Below are 16022 nucleotides of genomic sequence, written 5' to 3'. Positions count from 1 at the left end.
CGCCGTGTGCTCTTCCGATCGGGCGGCACCCGTACACCACGGGGTGCCGCCTCCTCGGCGTTTCCGGCTCCTCCGGCGGGTCGGTCGCCGGGGCGCAGGGGCGTGCGCCGGAGTGTGCGTCCGGTCGCCCGTCTGGTCGTCGGCCTGATCTCCGGCCGGGGCTACTCGTTGTGCTCCTCCTCGTCGGCGCTGTGCGGGAGGTCGATGCCGTGCTGGGCGGCGAGCCGTAGGAGCGAGGCGACCCGGCCCTCGTACGCCTGGACGCCGTCGGCGTCCCCTTCGGCCCGGGCCGCCGCGAGGTCCTGCCGGGCCTGGGCGAGCTGCTCGCGCAGCTCCTGGTCGAACATGGCTGTCATTGCCGGCCTCCACAAAACCGGTCGGTGCCGCTCGGGGAACGCTCAGGAGAGTTCAGAGTCCCGGATGGTGCAGGACTGTTCAAGTCAGGGCCGGTCAGGTTCAGGGTAGGTCCGGTCGGGTACCGGTGGGGGACCGGGTGGCTTCCCCGGCGGCTTCCCGGGGCCTCCTGGAGCCTCTCGGGGATGCGCGGAGCTTTTCGGGGCGGCCCGGGCGGGGCCGGCCGACGGCTCGGTGACGGAGAGGTTGCGAGGGGGCGTGCGGCAGGTGTGCGGGCGGTGCGCGTGCGCCCTTGTTGTGCTAGCACTTCAGCGCTAGCTTGAACGGCATGGGCAAGAAGCAGCTGAACGTCCGAGTGGACGCCACGACCGCGGAGATGGCCCGGGAACGGGCGGAGCAGCAGGGGATCAGCATGAACCAGTACATCGAACGCCTCGTCCAGCAGGACATGGGTGAGTCGGGACAGGCCTTCATCGACGCCGCCGCACAGTTCATGAAGGAGTACGAGACGGCCTTCCTCGCCGAGTTCGGGGAGTCGGGCGAGCTCCAGGACGTGCGCCGTTGAAACTGGAGGTCGACCTCTCGTGGCTGCTCATGACCGCCGAGCAGTACACGCCCGGTGACCCGCAGGTCACCGACTACGGCTCGCTGCTCGCGGCCGTCACCCGGCACCAGGCCGAGATCTTCGACATCTCCGTCTACCCCGAACCGCAGGACCGCGCGGCCGCGTTGATGCACCAGCTGATCCGGGTGCCCGCGCTGGAGAAGACCAACGAGCTCTTCGCGACCGCCGTCGCCTACGCCTACCTCGTCGCCAGCGGCTGCACCGTCGCCACCACCGCCCGCGAGGTGCGCAGCCTCTCCCGGGCCATCCGGGAAGGGCGGATCGGGGTGTCCGGGGTCTCCGAACGGCTGGCCGCCTGGGTGGTCGACGAGGCGGAGGGCGAGGGTGTCACGGGGGTGGACGACGAGGACGGGGACGGGGACGACGACTGACCGCCGTCCCCGTTCGGTGCCCGGTGCCGGTGCCGGGGCCCCGCGCCGGGGGCGGGTGCGGGGGCCGCTCGGGTCGCTCGGGTTCAGGCCCCGGCGTCCGGCTCGGCGGTCGGGGTCGTGTCCGGCGTGGTGGGCTCCGCGATGAGGGCCGTCGCGAACGGGCGGAAACCGGCCCGGCGGTAGATCCGGGCGACGTCCTCGTCGGCGGCGGAGAGGAAGACCGTCCGTACGTCGTTGGCGCGGGCGTGCGCGACCAGGGCCGCGGTCACCGCCAGACCCAGCCCGCGCCGGCGGGCGGACGGGAGCGTCCCGACCCCGACCACCTCGCTGACCGGGCCCACCGGGTTGTGCTGGCCCGAGCACAGCACCTCGTCGCCGTCCAGTGCGGCGGCCAGCGCGGAGACGCCGTCGGTGATCCGCCCGGCGACCCGTGCCACCGCGCCCTCGGCCGTCAACGTGGCGGCGCTCAGGGCCAGTTCGGCCGCTCCGGCGGCTCCGGTGGCGGTGCCCGGATTGCCGAAGGCCACGTGCGGAACGGCGATCGCGTCGGCCAGTTCGGGGGCGTCCGCGGCCAGTACCCGCACCGTCACCCGCTCCGGGAGGACCGGTGCCGGGGCCGCCTCGTCCTGCGGACCGAGGACCAGCAGCGGGTGCTCGTGCACCGCCAAGCCGGTCGCCTCCACCGCCGCGCGCAGCTCCGGGTTCTGCTCGGCGACCCACTCGAAGGCCTCCGGCACACCCAACTCCCGCTGCCGCTCGCGCACTCGGCGGACGTCCTCGGCGGTGGCGGCCGGGCCGTCGTGGCCGGGGGTGGGGCGGGCGTAGTAGTGCCAGCCGGTGCTGCTGTTGCGGACGAACAGGGTCAGCGGGCCGAAGTCCTCGGCGACGGCGGCGCTGCGCGGCACGGCGTCGTAGTAGCGCTCGATCGCGTCGAGCAGGGAGCGGTCCGGGGCGGGAGAAGCTGAAGTCACGGCGTGCATCCAAGCAGGGCGGTCGGCGGGGCGCCACTGAATTGTGCTGCGAGGTTGCCGGGCTGCCGGGGTCGCCGGGGCTTCGAGTAGGAGTTCGGGTCGGCCGGGCGGCGCGGGGGTCGGTCCGGCGGCGGGCGCGGGTGGTTAGGCTGGCCGGCGACCCCGAACGCGATCGGCCGGGGCCGAACGGCGAGAGAAGACGGAACGTTGCTGCAGGACATCGAGCGCTACCTGGCCTGCCCCCACTGTGCGCAGGCCCTCGCCCGGCACCAGCGCAGTCTGCGCTGCCCGGCCGGACACAGCTTCGACCTCGCCAAGCAGGGGTACGTCAGCCTCCTCGCCGGGGACGCCCACACCGGCACCGGCGACACCGCCGAGATGGTCGCCGCCCGTGCCGACTTCCTCGCGGCGGGGCACTACCGGCCCATCGCCGACGCCCTCGCCGAGGCCGCAGCGGCTTCCACCGCTTCCACGGCTTCCGCCGCTTCCGAGGCCGTGGAGGCCACGGCGGGTGCCGACACGGAGGGTCTGGTCGTCGACCTCGGCGCCGGCACCGGCCACTACCTGGCCCACGTCCTGGACGCCCTGCCCGGCCGGGTCGGCGCCGCCCTTGACATCTCCAAGTACGCGCTGCGCCGCGCCGCCAGGGCCCATCCCCGGATCGGCGCGGTGGTCTGCGACGCGTGGCGCCCGCTGCCGCTGGGCGACGCCTCCACCGACCTGATGCTCAACGTCTTCGCCCCGCGCAACGGCCCCGAGATCCGCCGCGTGCTGCGCCCCGGCGGCACCCTGCTGCTGGTCTCGCCCACCTCCAACCATCTGCGCCAACTCGTCGCCGCCCTGGGCCTGTTGTCAGTGGACGAGGAGAAGCAGCGCCGGATCGACGAGAAGCTCGGCCCGTACCTGACCCCGGTCGACCAGCGGTCGGTCGAGTTCACCCTGCGGCTCTCCGGGCAGGACGTCCGGACCGTCGTCGGCATGGGGCCGAGCGCCTGGCACACCGACCCCGAGCGGCTCGCCGCCGCCCTCGCGGAGCTGCCGGAACCGGTCGAGGTGACGGCCTCGGTGACGGTGGCCCGGTACCGGCGGCCGCTGTAGTCACGCTCCGGTCAGCGGTGCGCGTCAGGTTCGCCACGTTGGGATGAATCTGGCGTGCAGGCACGTTTCGCCCCGTCGCGCTGCGGCTAACGTCCGACGGGTGAACCGCGACGCCGCCGTGCCCGTCGGGCCGGCCCAACTGCGCCCGGGCGCCCCGGGGCCCGACCGGCCGCCCGCGCCACGTCCCACCGTCGAGGAGCTGCGGCTCACCGCCTTCAAGTCCTACCGGCGGGCCGTGCTGCCGCTCGCGCCGCTCACCGTGCTGCACGGGCCGGCTGGGGTCGGCAAGTCCAACGCCCTCGACGCGCTGGCCGTGCTGGCCCGACTCGCCCTCGGCGAGGGGATCGCCGGTTCGCTGGACGGACTGCCCGGCCGCACCGGCCCGCTCGCCACCGCCGTGCGCGGCGGCCTGGCCGGCTGCGTCCCGCACGGGCGGGACGCCGTCATCCTGGGCTGCACCGTCTGCTCGCCGCGCGGCCGGATCCGGCTCGACCTGGTGATCCGCACCGACGGGGCGGTCCGGATCGCCCGGGAGTCGCTCAGCCTCGACGGCCGCACCCTGATGGACACCGGCGAGCAGGACGTCCGGAGCGGGCGCGTCAACGTCTGCTGGCACAACGACACCCGCCAGGGCGACATCCGGGCGCCGTTCCCCAGCGGCACCATGATCACCGCGCAGCTGCCGCTGCGGGTGGCCGGCTCGTCCAGCGGCGAACGGCTCGTCCTCGCCGCCACCGAGGACCTCCTCACCGCGCTGCGCGAGGTCTTCCCGCTGCACCCCGTCCCGGCCCTGATGCGCGGCTGGGCCAAGGCCGATCCGCAGGCGCGGCTGCGCAGCAACGCCGCGAACATCTCGGCCGTCATCCACCGGCTCGCCCACGAGTGCCCGCGCCGCTACGGGCAACTGCTGCGGGCCGTCCAGACCGCCGCGCCGCACCCGCTGCTCGGGCTCGCCCTCGCCGAACGCGAGGGCGAGCGCGGGGCGGGGCGGCGGGTGCTGACCGTCTTCGACGAGGGCGTGCTCGGGCGTACCGGGGCCGACCAGGCCTCCGACGGGATGCTGCGCCACCTCGCCTTCGCGGCGGTGCTGCTGACCGGGGCCGGGGTGCTCGATCTCGACGTGGCCGCCGAGGTGCCGTGGGCGCACCGGCAGCTCACCGTGCTCGCCGAGGATCTCGGGGCCGGGCTCGGCACCGAGCAGACTGCGTCGCTGCTGCGGCTGGCGCGGGACATGGCGGGGCGCAACCAGCTGCGGGTGGTGGCCGCGTTGCAGGAGCCGACGGCGGCGCGGGAGGCGTTCGGGGCGGGCGAGGGGGGATCGGGGGCGGGGCGGTCGGGGGCGGCGGTGCTGGTGGCGTGCCGGCGGGATCCGGGGACGGGGCTGACGGTGCTGCGGGCGGAGGCGGCCCGGGTGCCGGTCCAGAGCGGACGGGGCGAGGAGGGCTCGTCGGCGGCCGGGGGAGGTGACGGTGCCCCGGCTGCGGTCGGGGACGCCGGTGCGGTAGACCTGGGGGCGTGAACGAGCGAGTGACGAGGTCGGGGCCCGGGTCGGAAGCGGAAGCGGCGGGGGCGGCGGTGGAGGTGGGCGCGGTGTCGGGGGCCGGGCCGGTGCCCGGGGAGCCGAGCCTGGAGGGGCTGCGGCAACGGTTGGTGGAGTTCGCGGCGGCCCGGCGCTGGGAGCCGTTCCACACGCCGAAGAACCTGGCAGCGGCGCTGAGCGTCGAGGCCGGGGAACTGCTGGAGATCTTCCAGTGGCTCACGCCCGAGCAGGCGGCGGCGGTGATGTCCGATCCGGAGCGGGCCCACCGGGTCCGCGACGAGGTCGCGGACGTGCTCGCGTACCTGCTGCAGTTCTGCACAGCGGTCGGAGTGGATCCCCTGGAAGCGCTTGCCGCCAAGATCGAGCGCAATGAACACCGCTTCCCGGTGCCGGGCGCGGCGACCGACGTCAACCCGGAGGTCGGCTGACCATCCTTGTGAGGGACGGAAGTTGTCCACAGCCCCCGGGTTGTCCACAGCTTTCGCCAGGGTGGATGCGACCCACCCCGCCCTCCCCGCACGCTCTCCCTGTGACCGCGCACCGCCCCTGGCGGCGGAGCCGGTCGACGGCGACGACGAGCGGAAGGAACGGGGGCCATGGAGGCGCTGCGACTGATCAGGACGGCCCGGCACGCCCTGGCCGAGGCGAGACACGTACCGGACGTGCTGGCCGAGGCACGGCAGGCGGTGCTGCTCACCGAAGCGGTGGGCGCGTTGCTGACGGAGTCGGAGGAGGACGACGACCTTCCCGGCCTCGGTCGGCAACTCTCCGAGGCGGGCGCACATGCGGCGGTCTGCCTGGGCCGGTCCGTCACCAGCAGCAGTCTGGTGAACGGCGGCCGGGCCGGTCGGCTCACCGACCTCGGCGAACCGGTGGTGGCGCTGGGGGCGTTGGACGACCTGCTGCGGGAGGTCGGGGAGACGCTCGTGGTGCTGGCCTGCGGGGCCGACACCGAAAGCCTCTACTGGGCGTGCATCGACGGGGTCGACGCGGTGTCGGAGTGCAAGGACGTGACGGCGCGCCTGCTCGAGGCGGCCGACCGGGGCGGAGGTGCGGAGCGGACGGTGCTCGGCGGCGCGGAGCCGGAGCTGGACGATCAGAGCGCGCCGTTACTGGTGGTCCGGCTCGGCCCGCCGGACGAGGACGGGCCGACCGACTACCGGGCGACCGGCGCGGACGAGGCGCCGGAGGTGTCCGTGCCGGCCGGGTAGGCGTCGAGCGGGGCGATGTCCCGGGTGTCGGACTGCAGCGCGGCGAGGTCCGCGGTCACCGAGGCGAGCAGTTCCTGCATCTGCTCGAGCAGGGTCTTGGGGATCGCGGGTCCGGCCGGGTCGCCGGTGACCGAGCCGGTCGGGCTGCTCGGGGACGGCGGCGTGGCAGAGGGGTCGGACATGACGGGAACCTCTTCGGATCGGTGGTGCGGTGTGCCGCACCGACCAACGAACCGGCCCGGCAGTCGGTCACCACGCACCACCCGATGCGGTCCAACTCCGTTACGGCGTAAGCCTCGCGGGTGAGACGGGGTTGCCGCCGGGGCGCGCCCTGGGCTAGGGAGCGGACCCACACGGGCAGCGGGAAGGCAGAGGGCGGAGGGCGGGAGGGGGAGGGGGGAGGGGGAGGGGAGGCCCCCAAGGAGTCGATGGTCATTCAGTATTGGGCCCCGGCGCCGCGCGATCGCGGCGCCGGGGCCGGGGCCGGGAAAGCGTCCCCCGAGAGCACTTGAGGAGCGGCAGGTACAGGCATGGGCCCGGGAATTTCCCGACACGCTTGGCAAGCGTCTTGGGGGCAACCCCTCGCAAGTTCGAATCCCCTCGCCTTGATCGAAGGCTCAGGCCTTCGGTGTGGGCCGGCTCCGTTGGCGGTCACGGGTGGGAGTGCGGATCAGCCTGGGGCCCGGGGGAGGGAGGAAGGCGGGGAGTGGAGGGGGAGGACACTCCTCCCGCCACTATCAATCTATAGCCGGTGGGGGGCCTTGCGGCAAGGCCCCCCTGGTGGCGCACAATCGCAGGCCTCAGATCGGAGCTGATGCCATGAACCCCCTGACCACCAGTGCTTTCGACCTCCCCGCGCGCCTCTCCGCCAAGGCCGATCCGGCGCTCGTCGCGGCCGACGAGCGGCACTTCGCGGCCATCGCGGACAGCCTGGAGCGGACCATCGCGGAGCTCTCCGACCAGCTCGACACCGTGCGCCGCGCCCCGGGCGGGGCGGGGCAGGCGGCGATGGACCGGGACGTCGAGGTGTACCGGCTGAGCGGTCGGCTGCGCGCGCTGCGTCGGTACGGGCTGGACCTGTGCCTGGGGCGCATCGTGGCCACCGAGGCCGCCGAGCCGCTGTACGTCGGCAGGCTGGGCCTGACCGACAGCGAGGGCCGGCGGCTGCTGGTCGACTGGCGCTCGCCCGCGGCCGAGCCGTTCTTCGCGGCGACCCACGCCGACCCGCTGGGTCTGGCGAGCCGTCGCCGGTACCGCTGGACCCGCGGCCGGATCACCGACTACTGGGACGAGGTGTTCACCGCCGAGGGCCTGGAGGGGCATGCCGCGCTGGACGACCAGTCGGCGTTCATCGCCAGCCTGGGCGGCAACCGCTCGGCCCGGATGCGGGACGTCCTCGCCACCATCCAGTTCGACCAGGACGCGATCATCCGGGCCGGTTCGCGCGGCGCCCTGGTGGTCGACGGCGGCCCCGGTACCGGCAAGACCGTGGTCGCCCTGCACCGCTCGGCCTACCTGCTGTACTCCGACCCGCGCCTGGGCCACCGGCGCGGTGGCGTGCTGTTCGTCGGCCCGCACCAGCCGTACCTGAACTACGTCGCCGACGTGCTGCCCAGCCTCGGCGAGGAGGGGGTGCGCACCTGCACCCTGCGGGACCTGGTCCCCGAGGGCGCGGGCGCGGCCTTGGAGGCCGACCCGGAGGTGGCGCGGCTGAAGTCCTCGGCGGACCTGGTGAAGGCGATCGAGAAGGCCGTCCGCTTCTACGAGGAGCCGCCGACCGAGGGCCTGCTGGCCAGCACCCACTGGGCCGACCTGTGGGTGAGCGCCGAGGACTGGTCCGAGGCCTTCGACGCCCCGGACCCGGGCACCCCGCACAACGAGGCGCGCGAGCAGATCTGGGACGAGCTGGCCGCGATCCTGCTGGACAAGCTGGAGCAGGGCGAGGAGGAGGTCACCCCCGAGCTCTTCCAGCGCTCGCTGCGGCAGGACCGGGAGCTGGTGGAGACGCTCAACCGCGCCTGGCCGCTGCTCGACGCGACCGACCTGGTCGGCGACCTCTGGTCGGTCCCCGCCTACCTGCGGATGTGCGCGCCCGGGCTGACGCCGGAGGAGGTCCGCACGCTCCAGCGCAAGCACGCCCCGCAGGCCTGGACGGTCTCCGACCTGCCGCTGCTCGACGCGGCCCGGCAGCGGCTCGGGGACCGCGAGGCGACGCTGCGCCGGCAGCGCCTGCGGGCTTCGGTCGCGGCCGAGCGTGAGCGGATGTCGGAGGTGATCGGCGACCTGATCGAGGCCGACGACGACGGCGAGGGCGTGGTGACGATGCTGCGCGGCCGGGACCTCCAGCACACCCTGGTCGACGAGGACGCGCTGACCGAACTCGCGGCGGAGCCGCTGGACGGCCCGTTCGCCCACATCGTGGTGGACGAGGCCCAGGAACTGACCGACGCCGAGTGGCAGATGCTGCTGCTGCGCTGCCCGTCCCGGAGCTTCACCATCGTCGGGGACCGCGCGCAGGCCCGGCACGGCTTCGCCGAGTCGTGGCAGGAGCGGCTCGACCGGGTCGGGTTCGACCGCACCACGATGGCCTCGCTGAGCATCAACTACCGCACCCCGGAGGAGGTGATGGCGGAGGCCGAGCCCGCGATCCGGGCGGCGCTGCCGGACGCCAACGTGCCGACCTCGGTGCGCAGCAGCGGAGTTCCGGTCCGGCACGGCTCGGTGGCGGAGTTGACGGCGCTGCTGGACGGCTGGCTCGCCGAGCACGACGAGGGCGTGGCCTGCGTGATCGGCGATCCGGGGTTCCGGGAGCGGGCGAGGGTCCGCTCGCTGACCCCGGAGCTGGCCAAGGGGCTGGAGTTCGACCTGGTCGTCCTGGTCGACCCGGAGGCCTTCGGCGACGGCGTGGAGGGCGCGGTCGACCGCTACGTCGCGATGACGAGGGCGACCCGGCAGCTCGTCGTCCTGCGCAGTCACTGACGGCGGCGCGGTCGCGCCCGGGCCCGGCGCCGGTACGTCGAGGAGGCCCGTACGCCGAAGGGGCCCGGCGCGCATCCGGCGCCGGGCCCCTCGGTCAGCTGGTCCTCGCCGCCACCGACCCCCAAGGGCCGTGGCCCGCAGGTCAGTTGTGGGCGTGCAGGTCCGCGTTCAGGCCGCCCCAGGAACCGGAGCGGGCGATGACCTCGACCGCGCCGGACTGCGAGTTGCGGCGGAACAGCAGGTTGTCCTGGCCGGACAGCTCGACGGCCTTGGCCACCTTCCCGTCAGGGGCGGTGACCCGGGTGCCGGCGGTGACGTACAGTCCGGCCTCGACCACGCAGTCGTTGCCGAGCGAGATGCCGATGCCCGCGTTGGCGCCCAGCAGGCAGCGCTCGCCGACCGAGACGACCTGCTTGCCGCCACCGGACAGGGTGCCCATGATCGAGGCGCCGCCGCCGATGTCGCTGTGGTCGCCGACCACGACGCCCGCGCTGATCCGGCCCTCGACCATCGAGGTGCCGAGGGTGCCGGCGTTGAAGTTGACGAAGCCCTCGTGCATCACGGTGGTACCGACCGCCAGGTGCGCGCCGAGCCGGACGCGGTCGGCGTGGGCGATGCGCACGCCGCTCGGGGCGACGTAGTCGGTCATCCGCGGGAACTTGTCGATGCCGTACACGGCCAGCTGGCCGCCCTGGGCGCGGACGGCGAGGCGGGCCTGCTCGACCTTGTCCACCGGCACGGGGCCGATGCTGGTCCACGCGACGTTGGCGAGCAGACCGAAGATGCCGTCCAGGTTCTGGCCGTGCGGCCGGACCAGGCGGTGGCTGAGCAGGTGCAGGCGCAGGTACACGTCGTGGGTGTCGAGCGGCTTCTCGTCCAGCGAGGCGATGGTGGTGCGCACGGCGACCACCTCGACGCCGCGGCGGGCGTCGGCCCGCAGGGCGTCGGCCGCACCGGCGCCGAGCGCGGCCTCGGCCTGCTCGGCGGTCAGCCGGACGGTGCCGGCCGGGCCGGGCTCGGCGGCCAGCTCGGGGGCGGGGTACCAGGTGTCGAGGACGGTGCCGTCGGCGGCGATGGTGGCCAGACCGGTGGCCACGGCGCCGTTCGGAAGGGAGGTGGATTCAGCAGTCACACCGTGCACGTTAACCAATGCGGGGCCCCGGTGCCGAACACGCCCAGCGTCCGGACGCGCCCGCCGGACCCGCAGGCCAGCGGCTCACGGGGAGGGAAAACCCGGTGCTCGGACGCGTGTCGCTGGGCAATACTCGGCCGGGTGTTCATGTCGATTTCCACTACCGGCAGCACCGAGGGCCCGGCGACGGATCTCGGGTTCCTGCTGCACAAGCATCCCGACCGGGTCCAGCGTTTCACGACCTCGCACGGCGAGGCCCACGTCTTCTACCCCCGGGCGGACGACGAGGTCTGCACGGCGGCGCTGCTGCTCGACGTCGACCCGATCGACCTGGTCCGCAAGGGCCGGGGCGACGGCAGGGGGCGCGGCGGCTCGCCCGACTTCGCGCTCTCCCAGTACGTCAACGACCGTCCGTACGCCGCGTCCTCGCTGCTCGCGGTGGCGCTGCGCACGGTGTTCCGCTCCGCGATGAAGGGGGACTGTCCGCTCCGTCCGGACCTGCCGGGACGGCTCCGCCCCCTGCGGATCGAGCTGCCCGCCGTGCCCGCGAACGGCACGGGCCCGAGCGGTACCAGCGGCTCAAGCGGCTCAAGCGGCCCGGGCGGTACGGGCGCCGCGAGCGGCGGCCCGGCGCTGACGGCCCGGCTGTTCGAGCCGCTCGGCTGGCGGGTGGAGGCGACGCCGATCCCGCTGGACGAGGCCTTCCCGGAGTGGGGCGAGTCCCGCTACGTGCGGGTCGTGCTGTCCTCGGACGCGGCGCGGCCGGCCGACGCGCTCCAGCAGTTGTACGTGCTGCTGCCGGTGCTGGACGGCGCCAAGCACTACTGGGTCGCCCCGGACGAGGTGGACAAGCTGCTCGCCGCCGGAGAGGGCTGGCTGGCAACCCACCCGGAGCGCGCCCTGATCACCCGCCGCTACCTGGCCCGGCGCTGGTCGCTGACCCGGGCCGCGATGGAGCGCCTGGAGCTGGCCCGGCTCGCCGAGGCGGACGACCGGGAGGTCGAGGAGATCGACAACGCGGTCGACGACCGGCCCGACGAGGACGCCACCGACGCCACCGGCGCGGCCGGAACGACCGACGGTACCGCCGCGGCCGGAACCGCAGACGTCACCGACGCCGCCGGAACCGCCGAGCGCACCGACCCCCGGCCGCCCTCCCTCGCCGAGCAGCGCCGCGCCGCGATCCTCGCCGCCCTGCGTGACAGCGGCGCGGCCCGGGTCGCCGATCTCGGCTGCGGCCAGGGCGAGTTGATCGGCGAACTGCTGAAGGACGCCCGGTTCACCGGCATCCTCGGCGTGGACGTGTCCGCCCGGGCGCTCCAGGCGGCGAAGCGCAGGCTGCGCCTGGAGCGGCTGCCCGAGCGGCAGGCCGCCCGGGTGACGCTGACGCAGGGCGCGCTGACCTACACCGACGCCCGGCTGAAGGGCTACGACGCGGCGGTGCTGTGCGAGGTGATCGAGCACCTGGACCTGCCGCGGCTACCGGCCCTGGAGTACGCGGTGTTCGGCGCGGCCCGTCCGGGGGCGGTCGTCGTCACCACGCCCAACGTGGAGTACAACGTCCGCTGGGAGAGCCTGCCGGCGGGCCGGGCGCGGCACGCCGACCACCGCTTCGAGTGGTCCCGGGCCGAGTTCGGCGCCTGGGCGGCGAAGGTCGCGGCGGCGTACGGCTACACGGTGGAGTTGCGCCCGGTCGGCCCGGAGGACCCGGAGGTCGGCCCGCCGACCCAGCTTGCCCTGTTCCGTACCGGGAACACGGACCCACGCGACAGCACCACCGCGGCCACGGCCGCGACCACGACGAGGACCGACACCGCCACGACGCCCGAAGGAGGCGAACCCCGATGACCGACGACGCCACCGCGCCCGACGACGCCCCCGCGGCCGCCCCCGCGCCCGACGACGCCCCCGCGCCCGGCTCCGCCGGGACCGCCCCCCGCCGCCTCCCGGTCACCGACGTCTCCCTCGTCGTCCTGATCGGCACCAGCGGTGCGGGCAAGTCGACCTTCGCCCGCCGCCACTTCCTCCCCACCCAGGTGGTCTCCTCCGACTTCTGCCGCGGCCTGGTGGCCGACGACGAGAACGACCAGTCCGCCTCCGCCGAGGCCTTCGACCTCCTCCACTACATCGTCGGCAAGCGCCTCGCGGCCGGCCGGCTGACCGTCGTGGACGCCACCAACGTCCAGCCGGAGGCCCGCCGCCAGCTGGTCGCGCTGGCCCGCGCGCACGACGTGCTGCCGATCGCGATCGTGCTGGACGTCCCGCCCGGCGTGTGCGCCGAGCGCAACCTGTCGCGCCCGGACCGCCGGATGCCCGCGCACGTCGTCCCGCGCCAGCACCGCGAGCTGCGCCGCTCACTGCGCGGCCTGGAGCGGGAGGGCTTCCGCAAGGTGCACGTGCTGCGCGGCGAGGCGGAGGTGGCGGCCGCCGGGATCGAGCTGGAGAAGCGCTACAACGACCTGCGCCACCTCACCGGCCCCTTCGACATCGTCGGCGACATCCACGGCTGCCGCTCCGAGCTGGAGACGCTGCTGACCCGCCTGGGCTACCACCTCGCCCGGGACGGCCGGGGCCGTCCGGTGGACGCCGTCCACCCCGGGGGCCGCACCGCCGTGTTCGTCGGCGACCTGGTCGACCGCGGCCCGGACACCCCGGGGGTGCTGCGCCTGGTGATGGGCATGGTGGCGGCCGGCCACGCGCTCTGCGTGCCGGGCAACCACGAGAACAAGCTCGGCCGGGCGATGGACGGCAAGAAGGTCACCGTCTCGCACGGCCTCCGGGAGTCGCTGGACCAACTGGCCGATGAGCCCGAGGAGTTCAAGGTCGAGGTGCGCGCCTTCATGCGCGGCCTGGTGAGCCACTACCTGCTGGACGGCGGAGCCCTGGTGGTCTGCCACGCCGGTCTGCCGGAGCGGTACCACGGCCGGGCGTCCGGCCGGGTGCGCTCGCACGCGCTGTACGGGGAGACCACCGGCGAGACCGACGAGTACGGCCTGCCGGTGCGCTACCCGTGGGCGGAGGAGTACCGGGGCCGGGCGCTGGTGGTCTACGGCCACACCCCGGTGCCGACCGCGAGCTTCCTCAACAACACCATCTGCCTGGACACCGGCTGCGTGTTCGGCGGAAGCCTGACCGCGCTGCGCTACCCGGAGCGGGAGCTGGTGGGTGTCGAGGCCGAACAGGAGTGGTACGCGCCGGTGCGCCCGCTGCACGGCGACGCGCCGGGTGCCCGTGAGGGCCGTCCGTTGGACCTCGCCGACGTGGCCGGGCGCCGGGTGGTGGAGACCGCCCTGCACGGCCGGGTCGCGGTCCGGGAGGAGAACGCGGCGGCCGCCCTGGAGGTGATGAGCCGATTCGCGCTGGACCCGCGGCTGCTCGCCTACCTGCCGCCGACCATGGCGCCGAGCCCGACCTCCCGCCGGGAGGGCTACCTGGAGCACCCGGAGGAGGCCTTCCTCGGCTACCGCGCGGACGGCGTCCGGTACCTGGTGTGCGAGGAGAAGCACATGGGCTCGCGCGCCGTCCTGCTGGTCGCCCGGGACGGTGCCGCGCTGGAGCGGCGGTTCGGCGTGGCCGGGCCGGGCGCGATCTGGACCCGCACCGGCCGGGCCTTCCTCGACGACGAGGAGCTGACCGGCGCGGTGCTCGGAAGGGTCCGCTCGGCGGCCGAACGATCAGGCCTGTTCGAGGAGTTGGGCACCGACTGGCTCTTGTTGGACGCCGAGCTGATGCCGTGGTCGCTGAAGGCGGTGGAGCTGCTGCGCCGCCAGTACGCGGCGGTCGGCGCGGCGGCCGGGGCCGCCCTGCCCGAGGTGCTGTCGGCGCTGGAGCAGGCGGCCGCGCGCGGGCTGGACCTGGGTGCGCTGGCCTCCCGCCAGCGCCGCCGGGCCGCCGACGCCCGGGCGTTCACCGAGGCGTACCGGCGGTACTGCTGGCCGACCGAGGGCCTGTCGGGCATCCGGCTGGCGCCGTTCCAGCTGCTGGCCGCCGAGGGGACGAACCTCGCGGTGCGCCCGCACGACGAGCACCTGGCCTGGATCGACCGCCTGGTGGCGGCGGACGGCACGGCGGCAGACGGCACGGCGGCGGACGGAAGCGCGGTGGCCGGAACGGCGACCGACGGCGAGACGACCGACGGCAAGACGACCGCCGACACGGCGACCCCGGTGCTGCACCGCACCGGCCGGGTCCTGGTGGACCTCGAGGACGAGGACTCGACGGCGGCCGCTACCGCCTGGTGGGAGGAGCTGACGGCGGCCGGCGGCGAGGGCATGGTGGTCAAGCCGCTGGTCTCGCCGGTGCGCACGGTCCGCGGCGAGGGCCGGCCCGGCGGCCTGGTGCAGCCGGGGGTGAAGGTCCGCGGCCGGGAGTACCTGCGGATCGTCTACGGCCCGGACTACACCGAGCACCTGGAGCGGCTGCGGATGCGGTCGCTGGGCCACAAGCGTTCGCTGGCGCTGCGCGAGTACGCGCTGGGCCTGGAGGGTCTGGACCGGCTGGCGGCGGGGGAGCCGCTGTGGCGGGTGCACGAGCCGGTGTTCGCGGTGCTCGCGCTGGAGTCCGAGCCGGTCGACCCGCGACTGTAAGGGCCGGCGGAGGGGAGCGCGGAGGGGGCACGGAGGGGGAGTTCCGCCAGGGGACTCCCCTCCGTCGGCATCGCTCTGTATAGAAATTCCGTTAGTCGTATACACTTGCCGCTTTCCCGCACGTCCCGTCACCCCAGGAGCCCGGTATGGCCTTCAACCTCCGGAACAGGCACTTCCTCAAGGAGCTCGACTTCACGCCCCAGGAGTTCCGCTTCCTGGTGGACCTCGCCGCCGGGCTCAAGGCGGCCAAGTATGCGGGTACCGAGCAGCCCCGGCTGCGCGGGAAGAACATCGCGCTGATCTTCGAGAAGACCTCCACCCGCACCCGCTGCGCCTTCGAGGTCGCCGCGCACGACCAGGGCGCCACCACCACCTACCTGGACCCGTCCGGTTCGCAGATGGGCCACAAGGAGTCGGTGAAGGACACCGCCCGGGTGCTCGGCCGGATGTTCGACGGCATCGAGTACCGCGGCCACGGCCAGGAGATCGTCGAGGAGCTGGCCCGGCATTCCGGCGTCCCGGTCTGGAACGGCCTGACCGACGAGTGGCACCCCACCCAGATGCTGGCCGACGTGCTCACCGTCACCGAGCACACCGCCAAGCCGCTCGCCGAGGTCGCCCTCGCCTACCTCGGCGACGCCCGCTCCAACATGGGCAACTCGCTGCTGGTCACCGGCGCCCTGCTCGGCATGGACATCCGGATCGTCGCCCCGCGTGCCCTCTGGCCGGCCGACGAGGTGCAGAAGGCGGCGCAGGCGCTGGCCGAGCGGACCGGCGCCCGGATCACGCTGACCGAGGACGTGGCCGGGGGCGTGGCCGGCGCCGACTTCCTCTACACCGACGTCTGGGTCTCGATGGGCGAGCCCAAGGAGGTGTGGGCCGAGCGGATCGAGCTGCTCAAGCCGTACCAGGTGTCGATGGACACCGTCCGGGCCACCGGCAACCCGAACGTGAAGTTCCTGCACTGCCTGCCGGCCTTCCACGACCTCGGCACGGTGGTCGGACAGCAGATGTACGAGGCGACCGGCATGACCGAGCTGGAGTGCACCGACGAGCTGTTCGAGTCGGCGCACTCCATCGTGTTCGACCAGGCCGAGAACCGCCTGCACACCATCAAGGCGGTCCTGGTCGCGACCCTCGGGTCCTGACCGGCGG

14 protein-coding genes are annotated in these 16022 nt (G+C 74.2%); 10 read left to right on the top strand and 4 right to left on the bottom strand.

The window, feature by feature from the left end; genetic code table 11:
• Positions 1-161: 161 nt before the first annotated feature.
• The gene (locus AB0O91_RS21645; protein ID WP_363435632.1) at positions 162-356 is read right to left on the bottom strand and encodes a hypothetical protein; all 195 of its coding nucleotides are present in this window, start codon (positions 354-356) and stop codon (positions 162-164) included.
• A gap of 326 nt (positions 357-682) precedes the next feature.
• Between AB0O91_RS21645 and AB0O91_RS21640 the strand changes: the two genes are divergently transcribed.
• Both AB0O91_RS21640 and AB0O91_RS21635 read left to right on the top strand, forming a co-directional pair.
• Positions 683-919 (top strand): toxin-antitoxin system HicB family antitoxin, encoded by a 237-nt coding sequence (locus AB0O91_RS21640; RefSeq protein ID WP_350510886.1) that lies wholly within the window; start codon positions 683-685, stop codon positions 917-919.
• Positions 916-1350, top strand: a complete 435-nt coding sequence (locus AB0O91_RS21635) for a fic family toxin-antitoxin system, toxin component (RefSeq protein WP_363435629.1) — start codon at positions 916-918, stop codon at positions 1348-1350. The genes AB0O91_RS21640 and AB0O91_RS21635 overlap by 4 nt, the downstream gene beginning before the upstream one ends.
• An 83-nt stretch (positions 1351-1433) precedes the next feature.
• Here AB0O91_RS21635 and AB0O91_RS21630 read toward each other — a convergent pair whose 3' ends face one another.
• Complete coding sequence (locus tag AB0O91_RS21630) at positions 1434-2321, bottom strand: GNAT family N-acetyltransferase (RefSeq protein ID WP_363435626.1); 888 nt, start codon at positions 2319-2321, stop codon at positions 1434-1436.
• Between the two features lie 207 nt (positions 2322-2528).
• Between AB0O91_RS21630 and AB0O91_RS21625 the strand changes: the two genes are divergently transcribed.
• The 4 genes from AB0O91_RS21625 to AB0O91_RS21610 all read left to right on the top strand — a co-directional run bounded on the left by AB0O91_RS21625 (position 2529) and on the right by AB0O91_RS21610 (position 6170).
• Complete coding sequence (locus AB0O91_RS21625; RefSeq protein ID WP_363435623.1) at positions 2529-3419, top strand: putative RNA methyltransferase; 891 nt, start codon at positions 2529-2531, stop codon at positions 3417-3419.
• 100 nt (positions 3420-3519) lie between these two features.
• Entirely contained in the window at positions 3520-4938 is a 1419-nt protein-coding gene (locus tag AB0O91_RS21620) for an ATP-binding protein (protein WP_363435621.1), read from the top strand.
• A gap of 71 nt (positions 4939-5009) precedes the next feature.
• On the top strand, positions 5010-5387 hold the full coding sequence (locus AB0O91_RS21615) for a nucleotide pyrophosphohydrolase (RefSeq protein ID WP_363435618.1): 378 nt from the start codon (positions 5010-5012) through the stop codon (positions 5385-5387).
• Positions 5388-5555: 168 nt separating this feature from the next.
• Entirely contained in the window at positions 5556-6170 is a 615-nt protein-coding gene (locus AB0O91_RS21610; protein WP_363435615.1) for a DUF6099 family protein, read from the top strand.
• Here AB0O91_RS21610 and AB0O91_RS21605 read toward each other — a convergent pair.
• Positions 6116-6352 carry a hypothetical protein gene (locus tag AB0O91_RS21605; protein WP_363435613.1) on the bottom strand — a complete coding sequence of 79 codons (237 nt, stop codon included), beginning with the start codon at positions 6350-6352 and terminating at the stop codon, positions 6116-6118. The genes AB0O91_RS21610 and AB0O91_RS21605 overlap by 55 nt on opposite strands.
• 637 nt (positions 6353-6989) lie before the next feature.
• On the opposite strand from AB0O91_RS21605, the gene helR reads away from it, so the two are divergent.
• Entirely contained in the window at positions 6990-9149 is a 2160-nt protein-coding gene (gene helR / locus AB0O91_RS21600) for an RNA polymerase recycling motor ATPase HelR (protein ID WP_363435610.1), read from the top strand.
• 142 nt (positions 9150-9291) lie between these two features.
• On the opposite strand, the gene dapD is transcribed toward helR, so the two are convergent.
• A complete protein-coding gene (gene dapD, locus AB0O91_RS21595; RefSeq protein WP_363435607.1) occupies positions 9292-10281 on the bottom strand; it encodes a 2,3,4,5-tetrahydropyridine-2,6-dicarboxylate N-succinyltransferase in 990 nt (329 codons plus the stop codon).
• A gap of 141 nt (positions 10282-10422) precedes the next feature.
• On the opposite strand from dapD, the gene AB0O91_RS21590 reads away from it, so the two are divergent.
• From AB0O91_RS21590 to argF, 3 genes are all read left to right on the top strand, one after another.
• A complete protein-coding gene (locus tag AB0O91_RS21590) occupies positions 10423-12129 on the top strand; it encodes a 3' terminal RNA ribose 2'-O-methyltransferase Hen1 (RefSeq protein ID WP_363435604.1) in 1707 nt (568 codons plus the stop codon).
• The gene (locus AB0O91_RS21585; RefSeq protein WP_363435601.1) at positions 12126-14867 is read left to right on the top strand and encodes a polynucleotide kinase-phosphatase; all 2742 of its coding nucleotides are present in this window, start codon (positions 12126-12128) and stop codon (positions 14865-14867) included. Before AB0O91_RS21590 ends, AB0O91_RS21585 begins: the two co-directional genes overlap by 4 nt.
• A 146-nt stretch (positions 14868-15013) precedes the next feature.
• Positions 15014-16015 (top strand): ornithine carbamoyltransferase, encoded by a 1002-nt coding sequence (argF, locus tag AB0O91_RS21580; protein WP_363435598.1) that lies wholly within the window; start codon positions 15014-15016, stop codon positions 16013-16015.
• Positions 16016-16022: the final 7 nt, after the last annotated feature.

Source organism: Kitasatospora sp. NPDC089797 (assembly GCF_040684795.1).
GTDB lineage: Bacteria > Actinomycetota > Actinomycetes > Streptomycetales > Streptomycetaceae > Kitasatospora.
The sequence above is the reverse complement of the archived record's forward strand: the minus strand, read 5'-3'. Positions and strand labels throughout refer to the sequence as shown.